Origin of the sequence: Phytohabitans flavus (assembly GCF_011764545.1) — a bacterium.
Taxonomy (GTDB): domain Bacteria; phylum Actinomycetota; class Actinomycetes; order Mycobacteriales; family Micromonosporaceae; genus Phytohabitans; species Phytohabitans flavus.
Genome location: NZ_AP022870.1, coordinates 4,904,882 through 4,922,655 on the forward strand (window position 1 = coordinate 4,904,882; position 17,774 = coordinate 4,922,655).

The 17,774-nt window shown below is 69.4% G+C and carries 11 protein-coding genes and 1 pseudogene; 7 read left to right on the forward strand and 5 right to left on the reverse strand.

The features are described 5' to 3' along the window. Nucleotides 1–157 precede the first annotated feature (157 nt). Nucleotides 158–496, forward strand: coding sequence for an Imm51 family immunity protein (locus Pflav_RS21465; protein ID WP_173037742.1), 339 nt, complete (start codon nt 158–160; stop codon nt 494–496). A gap of 61 nt (nt 497–557) precedes the next feature. Here Pflav_RS21465 and Pflav_RS21470 read toward each other — a convergent pair whose 3' ends face one another. The 3 genes from Pflav_RS21470 to Pflav_RS21480 form a co-directional block, all read right to left on the reverse strand. Beyond that, on the reverse strand, nt 558–3,851 hold the full coding sequence (locus Pflav_RS21470; RefSeq protein WP_173037743.1) for a glycosyl hydrolase family 95 catalytic domain-containing protein: 3,294 nt from the start codon (nt 3,849–3,851) through the stop codon (nt 558–560). A gap of 69 nt (nt 3,852–3,920) precedes the next feature. Then, on the reverse strand, nt 3,921–6,440 hold the full coding sequence (locus Pflav_RS21475; protein WP_173037744.1) for a discoidin domain-containing protein: 2,520 nt from the start codon (nt 6,438–6,440) through the stop codon (nt 3,921–3,923). Nucleotides 6,441–7,245: 805 nt separating this feature from the next. Next, nucleotides 7,246–8,478 carry an ROK family transcriptional regulator gene (locus tag Pflav_RS21480; protein WP_232071715.1) on the reverse strand — a complete coding sequence of 411 codons (1,233 nt, stop codon included), beginning with the start codon at nt 8,476–8,478 and terminating at the stop codon, nt 7,246–7,248. A gap of 75 nt (nt 8,479–8,553) precedes the next feature. Here Pflav_RS21480 and Pflav_RS21485 point away from each other — a divergent pair, with 75 nt between their 5' ends. The 6 genes from Pflav_RS21485 to Pflav_RS21505 all read left to right on the forward strand — a co-directional run bounded on the left by Pflav_RS21485 (nt 8,554) and on the right by Pflav_RS21505 (nt 15,325). Beyond that, entirely contained in the window at nt 8,554–9,417 is an 864-nt protein-coding gene (locus Pflav_RS21485; protein WP_173037745.1) for a LacI family DNA-binding transcriptional regulator, read from the forward strand. 223 nt (nt 9,418–9,640) lie between these two features. Beyond that, nucleotides 9,641–10,750 (forward strand): ABC transporter substrate-binding protein, encoded by a 1,110-nt coding sequence (locus Pflav_RS21490; RefSeq protein WP_197938684.1) that lies wholly within the window; start codon nt 9,641–9,643, stop codon nt 10,748–10,750. After that, entirely contained in the window at nt 10,744–10,911 is a 168-nt protein-coding gene (locus tag Pflav_RS43810; protein WP_197938685.1) for a hypothetical protein, read from the forward strand. Before Pflav_RS21490 ends, Pflav_RS43810 begins: the two co-directional genes overlap by 7 nt. A 54-nt stretch (nt 10,912–10,965) precedes the next feature. Beyond that, on the forward strand, nt 10,966–11,922 hold the full coding sequence (locus Pflav_RS21495) for a carbohydrate ABC transporter permease (protein ID WP_173037746.1): 957 nt from the start codon (nt 10,966–10,968) through the stop codon (nt 11,920–11,922). Then, nucleotides 11,919–12,749, forward strand: coding sequence for a carbohydrate ABC transporter permease (locus tag Pflav_RS21500; RefSeq protein ID WP_173037747.1), 831 nt, complete (start codon nt 11,919–11,921; stop codon nt 12,747–12,749). Before Pflav_RS21495 ends, Pflav_RS21500 begins: the two co-directional genes overlap by 4 nt. Next, a complete protein-coding gene (locus tag Pflav_RS21505) occupies nt 12,746–15,325 on the forward strand; it encodes a glycoside hydrolase family 2 protein (protein ID WP_173037748.1) in 2,580 nt (859 codons plus the stop codon). Before Pflav_RS21500 ends, Pflav_RS21505 begins: the two co-directional genes overlap by 4 nt. A gap of 635 nt (nt 15,326–15,960) precedes the next feature. On the opposite strand, the gene Pflav_RS21510 is transcribed toward Pflav_RS21505, so the two are convergent. Both Pflav_RS21510 and Pflav_RS48865 read right to left on the reverse strand, forming a co-directional pair. Further along, nucleotides 15,961–16,722: an SDR family NAD(P)-dependent oxidoreductase gene (locus Pflav_RS21510; protein WP_173037749.1), complete on the reverse strand. Its 762-nt coding sequence runs from the start codon at nt 16,720–16,722 to the stop codon at nt 15,961–15,963. A 35-nt stretch (nt 16,723–16,757) separates the two neighbouring features. Further along, nucleotides 16,758–17,614, reverse strand: a pseudogene (locus tag Pflav_RS48865) (fumarylacetoacetate hydrolase family protein). Nucleotides 17,615–17,774 lie beyond the last annotated feature (160 nt).

The following is a 17,774-nucleotide window of genomic DNA, read 5'->3' on the forward strand; positions in this document are numbered from 1 at the left end:
TCGGTTAGGTGACTTTGGTCGAACCGCCGCGATCGTTGGCCGAACGGGTTCATTCTTCCGTTGCGACGCAAGTCACCGTCACAACCACCGACCAGCCGCGCTACCACATGCTGGACGGAGGGCTCGCCCTTCGTTGATCCAATGCGATAGTTCGCCGGTGCATCCGCTGAAGCTGATAGAGACGACGCCCGGCAAGTACTCGCTGCTGCTCAACGCGGGCTCGACCGAGGTCGACGACGTCATCGCCGAGCTCGGTCACGAACCCAACGGGTACTTCTGGGAAGGGATCGCGCAGCTGATCGTCCAGGACGAGGCTCCCGCTCTGGCCGGCCGGATCGAGTACGACCCTGAAGGCGGCATGTTCGTCGCCTACGGCACGGACCGGGCCGCCTTGGAGGATCTCGGCGAGCGGATGAGCGCGCTGGCCTCCGACGAGGAGCGCATGCGTGAGCTGGTCACCACGGCAGAGGAAGCCGGCTTCGAGTTCGACGACTGAGGCCGGCCCGCTCAAACGGTGCCGGGCGGGCGCCATACGACGCCCGCCCGAAAAGATTCGTTCAGTACACCTGCATCTCGTACAGCGAATAGCCCCACTGTCCGGACAGCTGTGTGCCTTGCATCCGGACGTATCTGGCCTGGCCGCTCACTGTGATCTTCTCGTTGCCGCCCGACGAGGTCGTCGTGGTGTACATGTCTCGCCACGTCGATCCGTCAGTGGAGGCTTGCAGCTTGTACCCCTTCGCGTACGACGCCTCCCACAACAGGTTGACCTCGCTGAGGTTGAACGTGCCGCCGAGGTCCACCTGGATCCAGCTGTTCGGATCCTGGCTCGCCGCCCAGCGCGACGCCTGGTCGCCGTCGAATGCCTTCGCGGCGGCCTGATCGGCGCTGGACTGCGACGACGCCGAGGCGGCCTTGCCGAGGGCAAGGTTGGTCCGGCCCGCGGTCGTCGTGATGTTGAGGGTGGTGGCCCGTCCGGCCTGGAGCGGCACGACGCGCGCGATGTTGCCCAACGGCGAGCTCTGTACCGCGCTGCCGTCGGTGGTGATCGAGGCGATGCCGTTGCGCTGGATCAGCGTCAGGTTCTGGTTGATCCTCGACGTCAGCGTCACCTTGATCGTGCGGGCGTTCAGGTCCCACGTCAGGTTGTTGATGGTGAACTGGCCCTTGCCCAGCATGCCGTTGATGGAGCCCCTGGACAGGCCGCTGGGCATCGCCGGCAGCAGCTCGATCGTGCCCGGCTGGGTGGCGGCCGCCATCTCCATCATGATGCTGGGGACGGAGTTGACCACGTCGGTGGCAAACACGCCGTGGTTGTTGTAGTGCGACGTCGCCATGCTGCTGTAGTAGTAGTCGTCCTTGGCGAAGCGCAGCAGCTTCGAGTTGACCGAGCCGGCGTTGTTGAGGTCGGCGGCGATCAACGCGCCGTGCAGCAGGCCGTGTCCAGCGTTCTCGTAGCTACCCTGGTCCTTCCTCTGTAGAAACACCTTGGCCGCGTTGTACTGCGCCAGGTTGGTCTCCGGGGTGAGCTCGCGGTACGGCCAGACGGGCATGAGGCCGCTGGAGTGCCGGTGCTGGTACTGGTTCTGGTTGGCAAGGCCCGGCCAGGCCCACTCGGCCAGCGCGCCGTCGTTGTTGACGAGGTACGGCGGCAGGTTGTTGAGCTTCTCCTGCCAGACCGGGATCTTGTCGGCGTCCCGGCCGAGCGTCCGGCTGGTCTGGATCAGCGTCGACAGGGCGAAGCGGGCGCCGGAGATGTCGTACACCGAGTTGACCGCGAGCGGCACCCCGTTCGGCGGGCGGTTCTCCGGCGAGATGGACCCGGCGAAGATGTACTTGCCGTTGGCGTCCTTCTTGACGAGGAAGTCCTCGTAGAAGTCGCCCATGTCGCGGATCAGCGGGTAGTACTTGTTGGCCAGGAACGTCGTGTCGCCGGTGACCTGGTAGTACTCCCAGAACGGGTAGAGCAGCCACGACTCGCCACCCGTGACGTACTGGTACGGGTAGTCGAAGTTGATGTTCGAGATCAGCCCTTCCTCGTTCGGCGTGTTGCCGCCGGTGAGCATCCCCCGCGTGCCGAGCAGCTTGCGGGCGTTGGTCCGGAAGTCGTTCTGCCACGCCTGGTTCAGGTAGAAGTACCCGGCCATGGCTTCCGGCATGTTGCCCACGTTGCCGCTGGAGATCTGGAGGTTGAGGTTCGCGTCGAGGTGGTAGTAGCCGTCCCATCCGACGTTGCTGTCACCGGTCCAGTTGCCGAGCAGGTCGGGCGCCGCGGTCTCGTTGCTCGACGCCAGCAGGTGGTACCGGCCGGCGTAGAACATCCGCTCGTACAGCGCCAGGTTCGGCGACGACGCGTTCTTCTGCTCGGCCAGCAGCTGCTCGGTCGGCTTGGCCCGATCGGCGGCGCTCGCGCCAAAGTCGATGTTGACTCGGCCGAAGATCTCGCGGTGCCTGTTCGTGTGACGGTTCAGCAGCGTCTGGTAGCTGTCGTTGATCCCGCCCAGCTGCGACCGCAGCAGCTGCCGGTTCCACTCCGTCTCGGCGGTGACGCCGCCGTTGTAGGTGCCGTTGTACCGCTGGGTCAGCGACAGCAGCAGCACGTAGGTCGCGTTGGACACGGCCACGTTGGAGCCGGACATCGCCTTCGTACCGTCGGTCACGATGCGCGTGACGCCCTCGTAGCCGGCGTTGTAGGTGCCGCTGGGGTACTTGGCCCGGATGTTGAGGAAGTCCACATTGGAGTTGTTGGTGAACGTGACGCCCTTGTTGGTGAGGTTCATGCCCGGGTCGACCGACAGACCCAGCGTCACGTTCAGCCGCTGCCCGCTCGGCGCCGGCATGTACTGCACAGTGGCGCCGTCGGTGCGGGACACGAACGAGTCGCGCTGCCAGCTGCCCCGGTCGTCGGTCCATTTCACCGACACCACGCCGTTGGCGTAGTCGGTGGACCGCGAGTAGTTGCGCACCGCGCCGGCGTCGGGCATCTGCATGGTCATTTTGAAGCCCGGGTGCTTGCTGCCCTCGCCGCCGCCCCCGTATCCCTGCACGTCGGCCGCGAGCTGGTTCGCCTGCTGGTACTGCCCGGCGATCGCCTGGTCCCGGATCCGGTTGATGTTGTCCGCGCTCACCGTGTTGAAGGTCCGGTGCGGGCGGGCCTCCGAGCGCGCCATGAAGAACCGCTTGTCGTTGAAGACGAGGGTCTCGTTGCGCGGGTTGCCGAAGACGATGACGCCCTGCTTGCCGTTGCCGGCCAGCAGCCCGTTCGCCCAGTCGCCGTAGGTCTGCGGGTAGGTGTTCGACGTCGCGATCGCAGGTGCGCCACCGAGCGGTGGCGGCGGTGGCGGCGGGGTGGTGCCGCCGGTGCCCCAGACCTCAAGCTCCCACAGCGAGTAGCCCCACTGCGTGTTCGGCGTGACGCCCTGCATGCGCACGTACCGCGTGGTGCGGCTGAAGGTCACCGTCTCGTTGCCGCCGACGCCGGTCGTGGTGGAAAACACGTCGGTCCAGCTCGTCGCGTTGTCCGACACCTGGATCTTGTACGCCCTCGCGTAGGCGGCCTCCCAACGCAGTACCACCGACGTCACGGCGTAGGACGCGCCCAGGTCGACGTGGATCCACGCGTTGTTGTCGTTGCTGTGATCGCTGGACCAGCGGGTGCCGGTGTTGCCGTCGATGGCGTTGGCGGCGAGCAGCGTGCCGTCCTGATAGGACGCGACCGCCCGGGCGCCCGGGTCGCGCGACAGGTTCACCTCGTCGGCCGCGTTGGCTTGCGTTTGCACCGCGGCCGAGGTGAGGAGAAGCGTGGCCGCGGCCACGCCGAGTACCCGTCTGAGAATTCTGGCCTGTTTCATGGGGCTCCTTTGCGTGGGGGTGTACCCCGGGGCGGAGAGCGGCCGGCCCCGGGGTTCGAGCGCTGGAGGTCAGGCGGTGGTGACGCGCAGCGAGGAGATGGCGTCGTTGTTGCCGGTGTTCAGGAGGTTGGCGTTGTCGGCCCGGAAGGTCCACGCCGTGCCGCCGAAGCCCGCGTCGGCGTAGCCGGTGACGACGTAACCGGACGGCACCCGGATCGAGGAGATGGAGTCGTTGGCGATGCCGGCGGCCTGTAGCTGCGGCAGGTCGTAGTTGCCCACCGCGAGCCGCGCCGAGGGACCGTTGAAGTCGGCGTCACCGTGGACCGTCGGGCCGGCGGGCGGCGGTGGGGTCGTGCCGCTCGTGCCCCAGACCTCGAACTCCCACAACGAGTAGCCCCACTGGGTGTTCGGTGTGACGCCTTGCATGCGCACGTACCGTGTGCTGCGGTTCACCGGCACCGTTTCGTTGCCGCCGCGGCCGGTCGTGGTGGAGAAGACGTCGGTCCAGCTCGTCCCGTTGTCCGACACCTGGATCTTGTATCCCCTGGCGTAGGCGGCCTCCCACGAAAGCACCACCTGCTGCACGTTGTAGGTGCCGCCCAGGTCGACGTGGATCCACGCGTTGTTGTCGTTGCTGTGGTCGCTGGACCAGCGCGACGACGGGTTGCCGTCGATGGCGTTGCCCGCGACAAGCGTGCCGTCCTGATAGGACGCGACCGCCCGGGAGCCCGCGTTACGCGACAGGTTCACCGGCTGGTTGGCCGGCGGCGCCGGCGGCGTCGGCACGGTCTGCCCGGCCGGCGGCCACAGCGTGAACGAGTTCGCGCCGTTGCGCGCGCCGGCGAATGGACCCGCCATGACGCCGCTGGCGGGGATCGCGTTGCCGAAGAAGTCGGTGTTCACGTCCGCGGCGATGCTCTCGTTGGCCCTCGGGATGGTGCCGACCCGCGCCTTCGTCACCTGCGTGAGACCGCTGATGCCGGTGGCGTTGAGGTTGAAGTTGAGCTGCACCGACGTGCTGGTCGCCGTGGTCTGCACGCCGGAGATGACGTTTGTGAAGTTGCCTTCCTTCACGTGCGTCTTGTTCGTCGCGTTCTCCGGCAGCGTCGAGCCCTGGACGAGGTTGTTGTACCAGAAGTCCTTCACCGGCGACGTGACGGCGCTGCTCTCGTTCATCGTGCCCGGCTGGAAGTAGTAGGCGTCCCGGCCGCTGCCGTCGATATTGATGTTGCGGTTGTCGATGAACAGGTTGTTGGCGAACACGAGGCCGGTGGCGTCGAGCGTGCGGATGTCGCTGTTGCCGATGAACACGTTGTTGTCGACCAGGATCGGGCCGAACACCGCCTCGGCGTAGTAGCCCCACGGGGCGTTCATCACGATGTTGCCGGTAACGCGGACGTTCTGGTTGCCCCAGTCGGTCCAGATGCCGGCGGAGTTGCCGCCGCGCGAGTTCTTGATGTAGTTGCTCTTGATGAGCCCCTCGTTCATGTAGTGAACCTTGATCGGGGCCGTCTCCGCGCCGCTGAACTCGTTGCGGTAGTTCGTGTCCTCGATCATGTTGTACATGAGGTCGGAGTTCCACGAGAAGACGCCGGCGATGCCGGACTGGCCGGACTTGGCGATGTAGTTGTTGCGCACGACGTGCGAGCCGTACTTGCTCGTGTCACGGAAGTTCGTCCGCACGTTGCCGGGCCGGTTGCCGGCCCACTCGTCGCAGCCGAGGCCGATGTCGATGCCGATCGTGCGGGCGTTGATGACGATGTTGTTCTGGATGATCCAGCGCAGGCCGCCGTTGACGCTGATCGCGCCGGCCTGCCGGCGCGACGGTGAGCTCGGGAAGTCCGAGTAGGTATTGGCGGCGTGCTTCACGGTGAAGCCGTCGACGGTGATGTAGCCCAGGCCCCACGCGTCGGGGGCGAAGATCTGCCGCCGCACGTTGATCTCGGCCAGCCGGGCGTTGGGGTCGGCGGTGCCGAAGTTCGCCCAGATCGTCGTGTTGCCGCCGGCCACCTGCGTGTACCACGTGTTGGCGGCGTTCTGGACGTCGGCCAGCGCGGCCTTCTCGAAGTACGCCGTCTCGTCCAGGTAGACGTCGCCCGCGGTGTAACCGGGGAAGGTGGCGTCGCCGCCGCCCTGCGGCTGCCCGGTCGCGTACGGGTTGTACGCGCCGAAGTAGGTGCTGGGCAGCGTGACGCTCCAGACGTTGCCGCTGGACCGCACCCAGTTGTTGACCTCTTCCGAGCCCTTGATGACCACGTCGCCGTCGCGGGCGGTGGTGTACGTGATGCGGGCGCCCTCGCCGGTACCGCCGCGCGCCGGCTTGACCTGCTCGCGGTACAGCCCGGCGTGCACGACCACCGTGTCGCCGGGCTGCGCGTCCTGCGCGGCGCGGTTGACGGTCAGGTAAGGCGCGGCCTGCGTGCCGGCGTTGTTGTCGTTGCCGTTCTTGGCGACGTGGATGGTGCGGACGGCCAGCGCCGCCTGCTGCGCCGCGAGCGCGGGCACCGGCCTCGACACCAACGCGATGGTGCCGGCGACGACGCAGAGCGAGGTGATCGCGGCGGCGAGGCGGGTCCTGTGTTGTCTCATACGATTCCTTTGTGGAAGCGGGATCCCCGCCGTGATCGCCGAATCACGGTCGGCATCAACGATGGCCATGGACACGTTTCGCGGGATGGGCGTTGCCGAGCGGCCGGCGTGGGCGCCGAGCACCACGCACGGTGGCGTCGTGGCCGGACTCAAGGTCACAGACCATCGCCCGGCATGTTGCCACTTAGTTACATTATTAATCTATGCTGATGCCTAGTGGGCGTCAACCCCTTCGCGGTCGGGGGTAGCCCGCGGCGTCGAAGAGCCAAACCCAGGAAGCTTTGGGCTACCGCGACGTCCGCTGTGGTCCAGACCGTCGCTCCCGCAGCCTCACCCTCCGCGTCGGGCAAGCCCACCCACAGGTCGTCGTCGGCCGGACCGCGACCTTCGCTGCCGGGTCCGCGCTCCAGCCCAACCTTGACCTAGCTCGGCGGTCGGGCGCAGGTCCGTCCAAGACAGGCCTGCGCCCGAAGGGCGCTCGGTTTGCCTTGATCGACGCTACGACGGGCCGCCGTCTGGCAGATCGTGGTACCTAGTTGCCCCTGGAGGGCGGTTGAATACCACGATCCGTCGCGACACGCGCCCGCACACCCACCTCTGGCCCGCGTCCAACGAACGATCCCGGTCGGGCTTGGGGTTGGGCTTGGACTGCGGACCTGGCAGCGCAGGTCGGAGATTTCGGCGAGCGCTAGCGAGCCGCCGACCTGCGCGGTGCCCGCGGGAGCATACGGTCCGCAGGTGACGCGGACCGGGGCAAATACCCATCTGAAGAAATATCGAATGCGACCCCGACCCTGAAAGATCTCTAGACGCGGGCTGTGACCTGGGGGCCGTGGCCCGGTGCGACCGACCCCTGGAGCACCAGGGCCGCCCCGCCGATCGCCGCGGCGTCGCGCGGGTTGCTCGACAGGTCGACCCGTACATCGTGGACGTCCCGCGCGAAGGCCCGCTCCGCGAGCCGGCGGCGGATCTCGGTGACGTAGATCGATCCGGCGACGGCGAAGCCCGGCCCGGCGAGGACGAGCGTGTCGAGGTCCCACAGGTTGGCGAGGACCACCGCGCCCTCGGCCAGCAGCGCGGCCGACTCGTCGACGAGCGCGCGGGCCTGCGGGTCGCCGTAGATCGCCGCGCGGGCGAGCACGTCGAAGGCTCGCGCGTCGGGGTCGTCGGGGCGGATGCGCAGGCGGTCCGCCAGGTCCGGGGTCGCCCGCACCCGAGCGGCGAGCACGTGCGGCGCGGCGGTCTGCTCGAGGCAGCCGCGGTTGCCGCAGTAGCACCGCTCGCCTTCGTGGACCACGGCGATGTGCCCGAGCTTGCCCGCGTTCGAGCTGGCGCCGCGGTGCAGGGCGCCGTCGAGGACGACTCCGGAGCCGATGCCGGCGTTCATGTAGAGGCAGCCGAAGGTCCGGTCGCGCGAGACCTGCCGTCCCCAGAACTCCCCGACGGCGGCCGCCGCGGCGTCGCTGTCGACCAGCACCGGCACGCCCAGCCGCTGGGTCAGGGCGTGGGCGAGATCCAGGTCGGCCCGCTGCTCCAGTCCGGGCAGCGCGAGAAAGCGGCCCCCGGCTACGTCGACCGGTCCCGGCCCGACGACGGCCATGCCGGCCACGCTGTCCGCCGGCAGGCCGAGGCCGGCCGTGACGTCGCGGTAGAGCGTGGCGAGCTGCTCGACCACGTCGCCTGGCTGCTCCTCGGCGGCACCGGCGACGAGCTGGCGGCCGACGGTGCCGCCCCGGGTGTCCGTCACCACGCAGGTCAGGGTGTCGGCACCCACGTGGATGCCCACGCCGTAGGCCGCGCGGGAGTTGATGACGAGCATGGATCGGGGCTTGCCCCGGGTCGCGACCGTGTCGCCGGTCTCGCGCACGACCCCGTCGTCGATGAGCCGGCGAACGATGTTCGAGATCGTCGGCTGGGTCAGCCCCGTGACCTTGACAAGTTCCACCCGGCTGATCGGCCCGGAGGACCGGATGAGGTCCACGATGAGCGCACGACTGCCCGGCCCGGCGGCCGCAGACTCCCGTCGTGCCACTCTCATCCGCCTCTCGTGTCGCCGTACGCTGTCGCACGACCACGTTACGGGCAACGAGGTGATTTGGACGAGGAGGAGATCATGACCGCGGCACCGTCCGGTCCGGCGCCCGCCCCGCAGCGGGGGACGCCCGTCGGCCTCGCCCTGGTACGCGACGCGGAGGTCCTCGGCGCCGAGCCGTTCTTCCACGAGTTCATCGCGGGCATGGAGCGCGTGCTCGTGCCGCTCGGCGTGCCGGTGCTGCTCCAGGTCGTCGCCACGGTGCCCCAGGCCCAAGACCGGATGCGCGCCTGGGCGCGGTACGGCCAGGTGCAGGGCATGATCCTGATCGACCTGCTGCCCGGCGACGAACGCGTAGCGCTCGCCCAGCGGCTGGGCATGCCCACCGTCGTCGTCGGCGACCCGGTCACCGCGGGCGGCCTGCCGACGGTGTGGCCGCAGGACGAGGTCGCGATGCACGACGTCGTCGCCGAGCTCGTCGCGGCCGGCCACACGCACCTCGGCCACGTCTGCGGCCCGGCCCAGATGGCGCACACGATCATCCGGCGCCGCACGTTCGAGTCCGTCGCGGCCGAGCGCGGTGCCCGCACGACCTCGTTCGACGGCGACTACTCCGAGGCTGCGGGCATACGTGCGGTAGCCGCGCTCGCGGCGCTGGAGGACCGCCCCACCGCGCTTGTCTTCGACAACGACGTCATGGCGCTCGGTGCCCTGCACGAGGCCGGCCGCCGTGGCCTCGCCGTGCCGGCCGACCTGTCCCTCATCGCGTGGGACGACTCGGCGCTGTGCCAGCTGGCCGTGCCGCCGCTCAGCGCGGTCAGCCACGACGTCCAGGAGCTGGGCGAGCTGGTCGGACACACCCTTGCCGACGCCCTGTCGTCGGCCCCACCACGCACCGTGACTGCGCCCCCGGCACGCCTGGTGGTGCGCGGCTCCAGCCTTTAATAGATTACTAATCTTTGTTGTTGACTTCGGTGTTCCCGTCGTAGACGCTGTGAGACGAGCGCGCTCCGGGTAACACGGGCACCCCATTTCCCGGGCTCTCCCGCTCGTTCGTTCACATCGCGCAACAGCGCCGATCACCACGATCGACGCGCTGTCACCTTGCCCTGCATAAAAGTAAGGACACCCTATGGACCATCGCACCAGGCCACGGACTGTGCGCGCCATGGGCGCGTTCGTCGTCGCCGCTCTCGTCCTGTCCCCTTCCCTTGTCGCCTGCGGCTCCGATGACGAGGCGGCCGCCAGCGACTCCATCGACGTCGTCAGCCGCTGGACGGCGGGCAACTCGGCGAACGCGGCGCAGAACAAGGTCCTCCAGGCCTTCACCGCGGAGACCGGCGTCAAGGTCAACCTCACCGAAGGCCTTGAGACCATCGACGACCAGGTAGAGAACGCCGTGGCCGCGGGCAAGTCCCCCGACCTGGTGATCGTCAACCTGTTCGACAAGACGCTGGGCTGGCTGGACGCCGGCGTCACCGTTTCGGCCGACCAGTACCTCAAGGACTGGGGCCTCGCCGACAAGATCAAGCCGGTCGCGCTCGATGAGTGGCGGGTCGGCAGCGTCGCCGGCGGCGAGCTACAGGGCCTGCCGTTCTCCGGGTTCAGCTGGCCGCTGTGGTACAACACCGACCTGCTCAAGAAGGCCGGCGTCGACAAGCCCCCGGCGACCACCGACGAGCTCATCGCCGCCGCCCAGAAGCTGCGCGCCGCGGGCTCCGGGCCGGTCGTCGTGGGCGGCAACGACTGGACCGGCCAGAAGCTCTTCTACCAGATCGCGGAGTCGTTCACCGACGCCGCGAGCATGCAGAAGGTCATGCAGAACGGCGGCTACTGCTCGACGCCCTCGGTGATGGAGGGCATCAAGCTGTTCACGAAGCTGCGCGACGGCGGGGTCTTCGTCGACAACGTCGCCGGGCTCAACGCCGACAACATGTACGCGTCCTACTACGGGGACAAGGCCGCGATCATGCCGGGCGGTTCGTGGGCCTACACCGAGTCCACCGCCGCGGGCACCGGGATCGACAAGCGCACGACGCTCGCCGGGTTCCCGATCCCGAGTGGATCGACCTTCAAGAAGCCGACGGCGTACCGAGGGTTCACCGGCGTCGGGTTCATGATCACCAAGCGCGGCGCCGAGCCGGGCCGGATCGAAAACGTGCGCAAGCTGGTGACGAAGTTCTACGCCGACGCGTCCGTGGGCGAGTTCGTCAAGGACGCCAGCATCCTGCCCCGACCAACGGCGACTTCGGCTCCTACTCGGCCAACCCGTTGCTGAGCCAGTCGCTCGGCCTCGACAACACCGTCGAGTACGCCGTGGTGCCCGACGTGTGGATCGGCGCCGCCTCCGACCGGATCATCACGGTCCTGACCGGGGCCTACGGGAAGTCGACGCCGGAAGAGATCTGTGCCGGTCTCGACACCGCGACAAAGGGCTGACGACGCGGGGCCGCCCACTCGTGGCGGCCCCCGCCTTCTGAAGGAACGCAGGAGATGTCAACAACCAGCACCCTGCCCGGCACCCGCCCCGGCACCGCGCCCCCGATCGTCACCGGCCGGCGAAAGGCGGGAGGTGGCCTGCACTCACCCCGCGTCCTGCTGCTGACGATCCCGTCGCTGGTCTGGTTCGCCGTCTTCACGGTCGGCCCGCTCATCGCGATGTTCGTCATCGCGACGCTGCGGTGGAAGGGGCTGCTGTACGAGCCGACGTACGTCGGGACGGAGAATGTCAGCCACGTCTTCGCCGACCCGGTGTTCTTCGACGCACTGCGCAACAGCTTGGTACAGGTCGCGATCGTGATCCCGATCATGATCCCGCTGGCGTTCATGCTCGGCTACCACCTCCACACCAAGCCGCGCGGCTACCGCGTGCTGTCGGTGCTCTACTTCTCGCCGGGCCTCATCTCGATCTCCATCACCGCGATGATCTTCTATGGGGTGCTGTCTCCGGACGGCGGGGTCAACGGCGCGCTGCGCCAGATCGGCCTCGACTCGTTGGCCACCCCGTGGCTCGCCGACCCGAGCACCGCGCTCGCGAGCCTCATCGCCATCGACCTCTGGCGCGGCGTCGGCTGGACCGCGGTGCTGTTCGCCGCCCGCCTGGCCAGCCTGCCGTCCGATGTGGTCGAGGCGGCCCGGATGGACGGCGCCGGGCGGTTCCGCATCATGTGGCAGATCGCCTTTCCGATGATCAAGGACTACGTCCGCACACTGACGATGCTCCAGTACCTCTGGACGCTGTTCACCTCGGCCGCCCTGATTCTCCTGCTCACCAAAGGCGGACCGGGCACCTCGTCCACCACGCTGTCCTACCTGGTCTACGCGAAGGCGTTCACCCAGCGGGACCTCGGCTACAGCCAGGTGGTCGGTGTCGTCCTCCTCGTCCTCGGCATCGCCGGGATGCTCCTCATCCGTGCGCTGCTGCGCAGCTCCCTGGAGAACAAGCGATGACCCGTTCCCGGCGTAGTGGCACACCGGTCGCCACCGTCCTGTCCTGGCTGTACGCGCTGCTGCTCGCGGCGCCGCTGTACTACCTCGCGGTCAGTGCCCTAAAGACGAACGTCGAGATCTTCACGCGGCCGTTCGCGCTGCCGGCGCACTGGCTGTGGGGAAACTTCGAGACCGCCTGGCGCACCGCCGACCTCGGGGGCGCGCTGTTCAACTCGGTGCTCATCTCGGTCGTCGCGATCGTGCTGACGCTGTGTCTGGCGGTACCCGCGGCGTACGCGCTGGCCCGCCAGGACAACCGCGTCGCCCGCGTGGTCACCGGCGTGTTCTCGGCCGGCTTCCTCATCCCTCCGTTCGCGGCGCTGATCCCCACCGTCATCCTCGCCATCAAGATGGATCTCTTCTACACGCGCGAGTTCCAGATGCTCTTCCTGCCGGCCAGCGCACTGCCGCTGTCGGTGCTCCTGCTCACCCAGTTCATGCGCACGGTGCCGCCGGCCCTGGTGGAGTCGGCCGCCCTCGACGGCGCGGGCCACTGGCGGCTGCTGTTCAACGTGTTCATCCCGATCGCGATGCCCGGCGTCGTGAGCGTGACGATCCTGCAACTGCTCACCTTCTGGAACGAGTACCTGTTCGCGCTGGCCATCACCGGCACCGGACCGGACGTGCGCACGGTGCAGGTGGCGCTGCCGACGCTCGTTTCCGACGCCACCAACTTCGGGGTGCTGACCGCCGGCACCGTACTCACCCTCCTGCCGGTGTACATCGCGTACTCGCTGGCGAGCCGCCGTATGCAGGAGGCACTCACCGCGGGGGCGGTCAAGGGATGACAATCACCACGCAAGCGACGACGTCCATCGCCACCCGGCTCGACCTCGGCGGCGAGTGGGAGCTGACCTGGTCGGCGGGGCCGCCCGGGGTCCCCGACGCCGTCCGCACGGCCGCGATCGCCGCGCACGTGCCCGGCGAGGTGCACACCGCGCTCCTGGCGGCAGGTCTCATCGCCGACCCCGACGTCGGCTGGGGTGAGCTGGCCCAGACCTGGGTCGGCCGCTCCGGGTGGGTCTACCGCCGGCACGTCCAGTGGGCGCCGGCGCCCGGCACGCGTACCGACCTCGTCGCCGACGGCCTCGACACGATCGCCGACGTCTACGTCAACGGGCAGCACATCGGGGCCGCGCGGGACCAGCACCTGGCGTACCGCTGGAGCGTCGACGACGCCCTGCGCCCCGGCGACAACGTCATCGAGGTGCGTTTCGCCTCGGCCTGGGACGCCGCGTACGCACACGAACGCGCCCACGGCCCACTGCCCAGCCCCTACGACGAGCCGTACGCGCACGTGCGCAAGGCCGCGGCCAACTTCGGCTGGGACTGGGGACCGCACTACGTCACCGCGGGCATCTGGCGCGACGTGCGCCTGGAGACGTACGTCGGCCGCATCGAACACGTCCGGCCCCTCGTCGCCCTCGACGACGACCACACCACCGCCCGCGTCACGGCGCACGTACGCGTCGACGCACCGGCGGGCGCGCGGGTCCTGGTCGAGCTGACCGACCCGGACGGACTTCCTGTCGCGTCGGCGGCCGGCACGGTCGCGGGCGACGAGGCCACGATCGTCCTGCCCGTGGCCGACCCCCAGCTCTGGTGGCCGATCGGCCTCGGCGGGCAGCCCCTCTACCGCCTGCGGGTAGAGCTGATGCACGCCGACACCGGCACGCTGGACTCCACTACCGCCCGCCTCGGCCTGCGCTCCGTCGCGGTCGACGAGGCCCCCGACGCGATCGGCACCCGCTGGGCGCTCGTCGTCAACGGCCGGACCGTGCGGGTACGCGGCTACAACTGGATCCCCGACGACACCCTCGCCAGCCGGGCCACGCCCGAGCGGGTCACCGCGCGGATCGACCAGGCCGTCGCCGGCAACGCCAACCTGCTGCGCGTCTGGGGCGGCGGCCACTTCGCCACCGAGGAGTTCCTGGACGCGTGCGACGAACGCGGCGTACTCGTCTGGCACGACTTCCTCTTCGCCTGCGCCGCCTACTGCGAGGACGCGGAGATGGTCGCGCTCGTCACCGCCGAGGCGGAGCAGGCGGTCGCGCGGATGTCGGCCCACCCCAGCCTCGTCATCTGGTGCGGCGGCAACGAGACCGCACTCGGCCTGCACCACTGGGGCTGGGCCGACCAGCTCGGCACGCGCGGCTGGGGCGCGTCGTACTACCTTGACGTGCTCCCGCGAGTGCTCGCCCGGCTCGACCCGACCCGCCCGTACGTGCCGAACTCGCCCTGGTCGGGCACCGTCGACCGGGACCCGGTGGCCGACACGCACGGCCTCAGCCACCTGTGGGACGCCTGGAACGACGCCGACTACGCGCACTACCGCGACCACGACCCGGCGTTCGTCGCCGAGATGGGCTGGTGCGGCCCGGCCGCGTGGACCACGCTCGAACGCGTCGTCGAGGGCGAGGATGTCGGCCCCGACTCCCCGCTCACCCGCCACCACCTGCGCGCCATCGACGGCCTGCACAAGCTCACCCGCGGCCTCCAGCCGCACGTGCCCACCCCCGCTACCGGCGCCGACTGGCACTTCGCGACGCAGGTCGTCCAGGCCCGCGCGGTCGCCGCCGGCGTCGAGTGGCTGCGCACCCGCGAACGCTGCGGCGGCGTGGTCGTCTGGCAGCTCAACGACTGCTGGCCCGCCATCAGCTGGTCGGCCGTCGACAGCGCGGGGATCGAAAAGCCGCTATGGCACGCCCTGCGCCGCTCGTTCGCGCCGGAGCTGGCCACGGTCCAACCTGTCCACCCTGGTCCGACCCACGACCCGAGCGGCGAGCAGGGGCTGGAAATCGTGCTGGTCAACGACTCCGGCACCGCCTGGCACCCGGACATTCTCGTGCGGCGGGTCGCGCTCGACGGCCGGGAACACGCACGAGCCCAGCTGCGGCCCACCTGCCCGCCGGGCGGCCTCGTCCGCCTGCCCGTCGACTCCGCGGTGGGCCGGCCCACGGACCCGCACGCCGAGTTGCTCGTGGTCGACGCCGGCACAGCCCGGACGACCTGGGCCTACCGCCCAGACCGGGCCATGGCGCCGCTGCGGCCCGAGCGGCGGGTCGACGTCACCGCCGCCGGCGGCGAGCTGCACATCGCGGTCACCGCCGTGACCATCCTGCGCGACGTGTGCGTCTTCGCCGACCGGCTCGCCGCGCCCCTCGGCGTCGAACCGCACGAGCTGGCGGTCGACGACGCCCTCGTCACCCTCCTGCCAGGCGAGCGCCACGTCTTCCGGGTCACCCGCCGCGACGGCCACGCGCTCCCGGAGAACGCGGCCGGTGCCCTGTCCGGCGCACTGCTCGACGCCGCGGTCCGATCCATCGGCGAGCTAACCGCCGAAGTCCAACGTGGACCGGAGTAGAGCGAAGAGATCGTCTAGAGACAGGCCCAAAATCAAGGGAAGTCGGGCTACCGCGATGTCCGCGGTGGTCCGGACCGTCGCTCCCGCGGCCTCACCCTTCGCGGTTGGGCAAGCTCACCCCGGGTCGTGGCCGGCCGACCGGACCTTCGCTGCCGGTCCGCGTTCAGCCAGCCTTGACCAAGAGATCTTTCAGCATCAATGTGGTGGGTCGCTCTGTTGGGGCTCGGGGTTGCGGTTACCCCACTTCTTGCCTCCGGCGGGGACCTCCGGCCTCCGGGATGGGGGAAGTGCCGTCCCGACGGGACGGCACCGCGGGCGGGGTGCGCGCCTGCGCGCCGGTGGTGGTCTCGGTGGTGATCGTTCGCCCGATACCTACACGACCTCCGACCGCGGCGCGGATTCTGGGCGAACGATCACCAGAGCGCTCCGCGGCTACGGTGACTCGTGGATACCACGATCCGTCGGGGTTGGGCTTGGACCGCGGACGTGGCAGCGTAGGTCGGGGAATTCGGCGAGCGCCAGCGAGCCGCCGACCTGCGCGGTGCCCGCGGGAGCATACGGTCAGCGACTGACACGGACCGGGGCAAATACCCTTGTCTCAAGAAATCGAATGTGACCCGACCCCGAAGATCTCTCTAGGCCATGGGTGGGGCGCCGGCGAGGCGGAGGCCGGTCACGCCGCCGTCGACCGCCAGCAGTACCCCGGTCGTCGACGCGGACTGGGGGCCCGCGAGATAGGTGATCGCGTAGGCCACCTCGTCGGCGCTGACCAGGCGACCGATGGGTTGCCGGCCACGCAGCGCCGCGCCGGCGGCGTCCGGGTCGTCGGCGGCGTCGAGGAGCCGGGCGACCCACGGCGTGTCCGCCGTGCCCGGGATGACCGCGTTGACCCGGATGCCGTCGCCGACGTGGTCGGCAGCCATCGCCAGGGTCAGCGCGGCCACGGCGCCTTTGCTGGCCGAGTAGAGCGCCCGTTGCGGGAGGCCGATCTGCGCTGCGATCGAGCAGGTGTTGACGATCGACGCCGCCGGCGAGCGGCGCAGGTGTGGCAGGGCGGCCCGCGAGACGCGGGCGATGCCGACCACGTTGACGTCGAGCACGCTGTGCCATTCGTCATCGGCGTTTACGGTCACGTCACCGGTCGCGCCGATCCCGGCGTTGTTGACCAGGATGTCGATCCTGCCGAACCGGTCGACGACGGTGGCGACGGCCGCGTCGACGGCGACGGGGTCGCGTACGTCGCAGGTGAGCGGCAGGTCGGCGGTCTTGTCACAGTCGGCGGCGGTGTCGAGGGTGGCGACGATCGCGCCCCGGCTCTGGAGGGCGGCCACGGTCGCGGCGCCGATCCCGTAGGTGCCGCCGGTGACGACGGCGACGAGCCCGTCGAAGTCGGTCATGGAGGTGTTCCTCTCTCGCGCGCCGGCGTGGTCGCTCATCGCGGTGCCACTACGTGCTGGCGTTGGGTTCCCAGGCCGTCGATACCAAGTTCGATGAGGTCGCCAGGTCGCAGGTAGACCGGCGGGCGCAGACCCATTCCCACGCCGGGCGGGGTGCCGGTGTTGACGAGATCGCCGGGTTCGAGCACGAGAAACTGGCTCAGGTAGTGGACGATCGTGAACGGGTCGAAGACCATCGTGGCGGTGCTGCCGGTCTGGCGCCGCTCGCCGTTGACGTCGAGCCACATGCCGAGCGCGTTGACGTCGTCGATCTCCTCCGGAGTCGCGAGCCACGGCCCGGCGGGGTTGAACGTCTCGGCGGACTTGCCCTTGGACCACTGGCCCCCACGCTCGATCTGGAACGCCCGCTCGCTCACGTCGTTGCAGAGCACCCAGCCGGCGATCGCCGCGCGCGCCTCCTCGGGGAGTCGAGATAGCTGGTCCGCCTGCCGATGACGATCCCGAGCTCGACCTCCCAGTCGAGCTTGGTCGAGCCGCGCGGCTGCCGCACGTCGTCGTCGGGACCGACAAGTGTGTTCGGCGCCTTGGTAAACAGGATCGGCTCGTCGGGCACCGCCTGCCCGGTCTCCGCCGCATGGTCTCGGTAGTTGAGGCCGATGCAGATGATCTGGTGCGGCCGGGCGAACGGCGCGCCGATCCGCTCACCGGCGAACTCGCCGACCTGGCCGGCCTCAACGCGCGCGGCGACGGCCTCGCGGAGCCGGTCATGGCCGGCGGCGAAGTACGCGGCGTCGAAGTCGCCCACCAGATCGCCGACTTCGACGTAGGTGAGGTCGTCGACGCGGACGACGGGCCGCTCGGCGCCGGGCGCGCCGATCCGCATCAGCAACATCGCGGTCTGCTCCTCGAAAAGGCGAAACGAAAAAGGCGAAACGGGGGAAGGCGAAACGGAAAGCGGTACGGAGGCATGGCGCGCCCGCGGCGCCGGTCGACGGACGACCGGAGCCGCCGAAGCGTCTCCTGTGGACTATGTCCGGGAGAGGATGGAGTGG

What these genes read in the sequence shown, in the direction of transcription:
- Pflav_RS21470 (WP_173037743.1), bottom strand. Translation starts at nt 3,851, where the DNA reads ATGAAACAGGCCAGAATTCTCAGACGGGTACTCGGCGTGGCCGCGGCC.
- Pflav_RS21505 (WP_173037748.1), top strand. Translation starts at nt 12,746, where the DNA reads ATGACAATCACCACGCAAGCGACGACGTCCATCGCCACCCGGCTCGAC.
- Pflav_RS21510 (WP_173037749.1), bottom strand. Translation starts at nt 16,722, where the DNA reads ATGACCGACTTCGACGGGCTCGTCGCCGTCGTCACCGGCGGCACCTAC.
- Pflav_RS21475 (WP_173037744.1), bottom strand. Translation starts at nt 6,440, where the DNA reads ATGAGACAACACAGGACCCGCCTCGCCGCCGCGATCACCTCGCTCTGC.
- Pflav_RS21500 (WP_173037747.1), top strand. Translation starts at nt 11,919, where the DNA reads ATGACCCGTTCCCGGCGTAGTGGCACACCGGTCGCCACCGTCCTGTCC.
- Pflav_RS21490 (WP_197938684.1), top strand. Translation starts at nt 9,641, where the DNA reads ATGGGCGCGTTCGTCGTCGCCGCTCTCGTCCTGTCCCCTTCCCTTGTC.
- Pflav_RS21485 (WP_173037745.1), top strand. Translation starts at nt 8,554, where the DNA reads ATGACCGCGGCACCGTCCGGTCCGGCGCCCGCCCCGCAGCGGGGGACG.
- Pflav_RS21495 (WP_173037746.1), top strand. Translation starts at nt 10,966, where the DNA reads ATGTCAACAACCAGCACCCTGCCCGGCACCCGCCCCGGCACCGCGCCC.
- Pflav_RS21480 (WP_232071715.1), bottom strand. Translation starts at nt 8,478, where the DNA reads ATGAGAGTGGCACGACGGGAGTCTGCGGCCGCCGGGCCGGGCAGTCGT.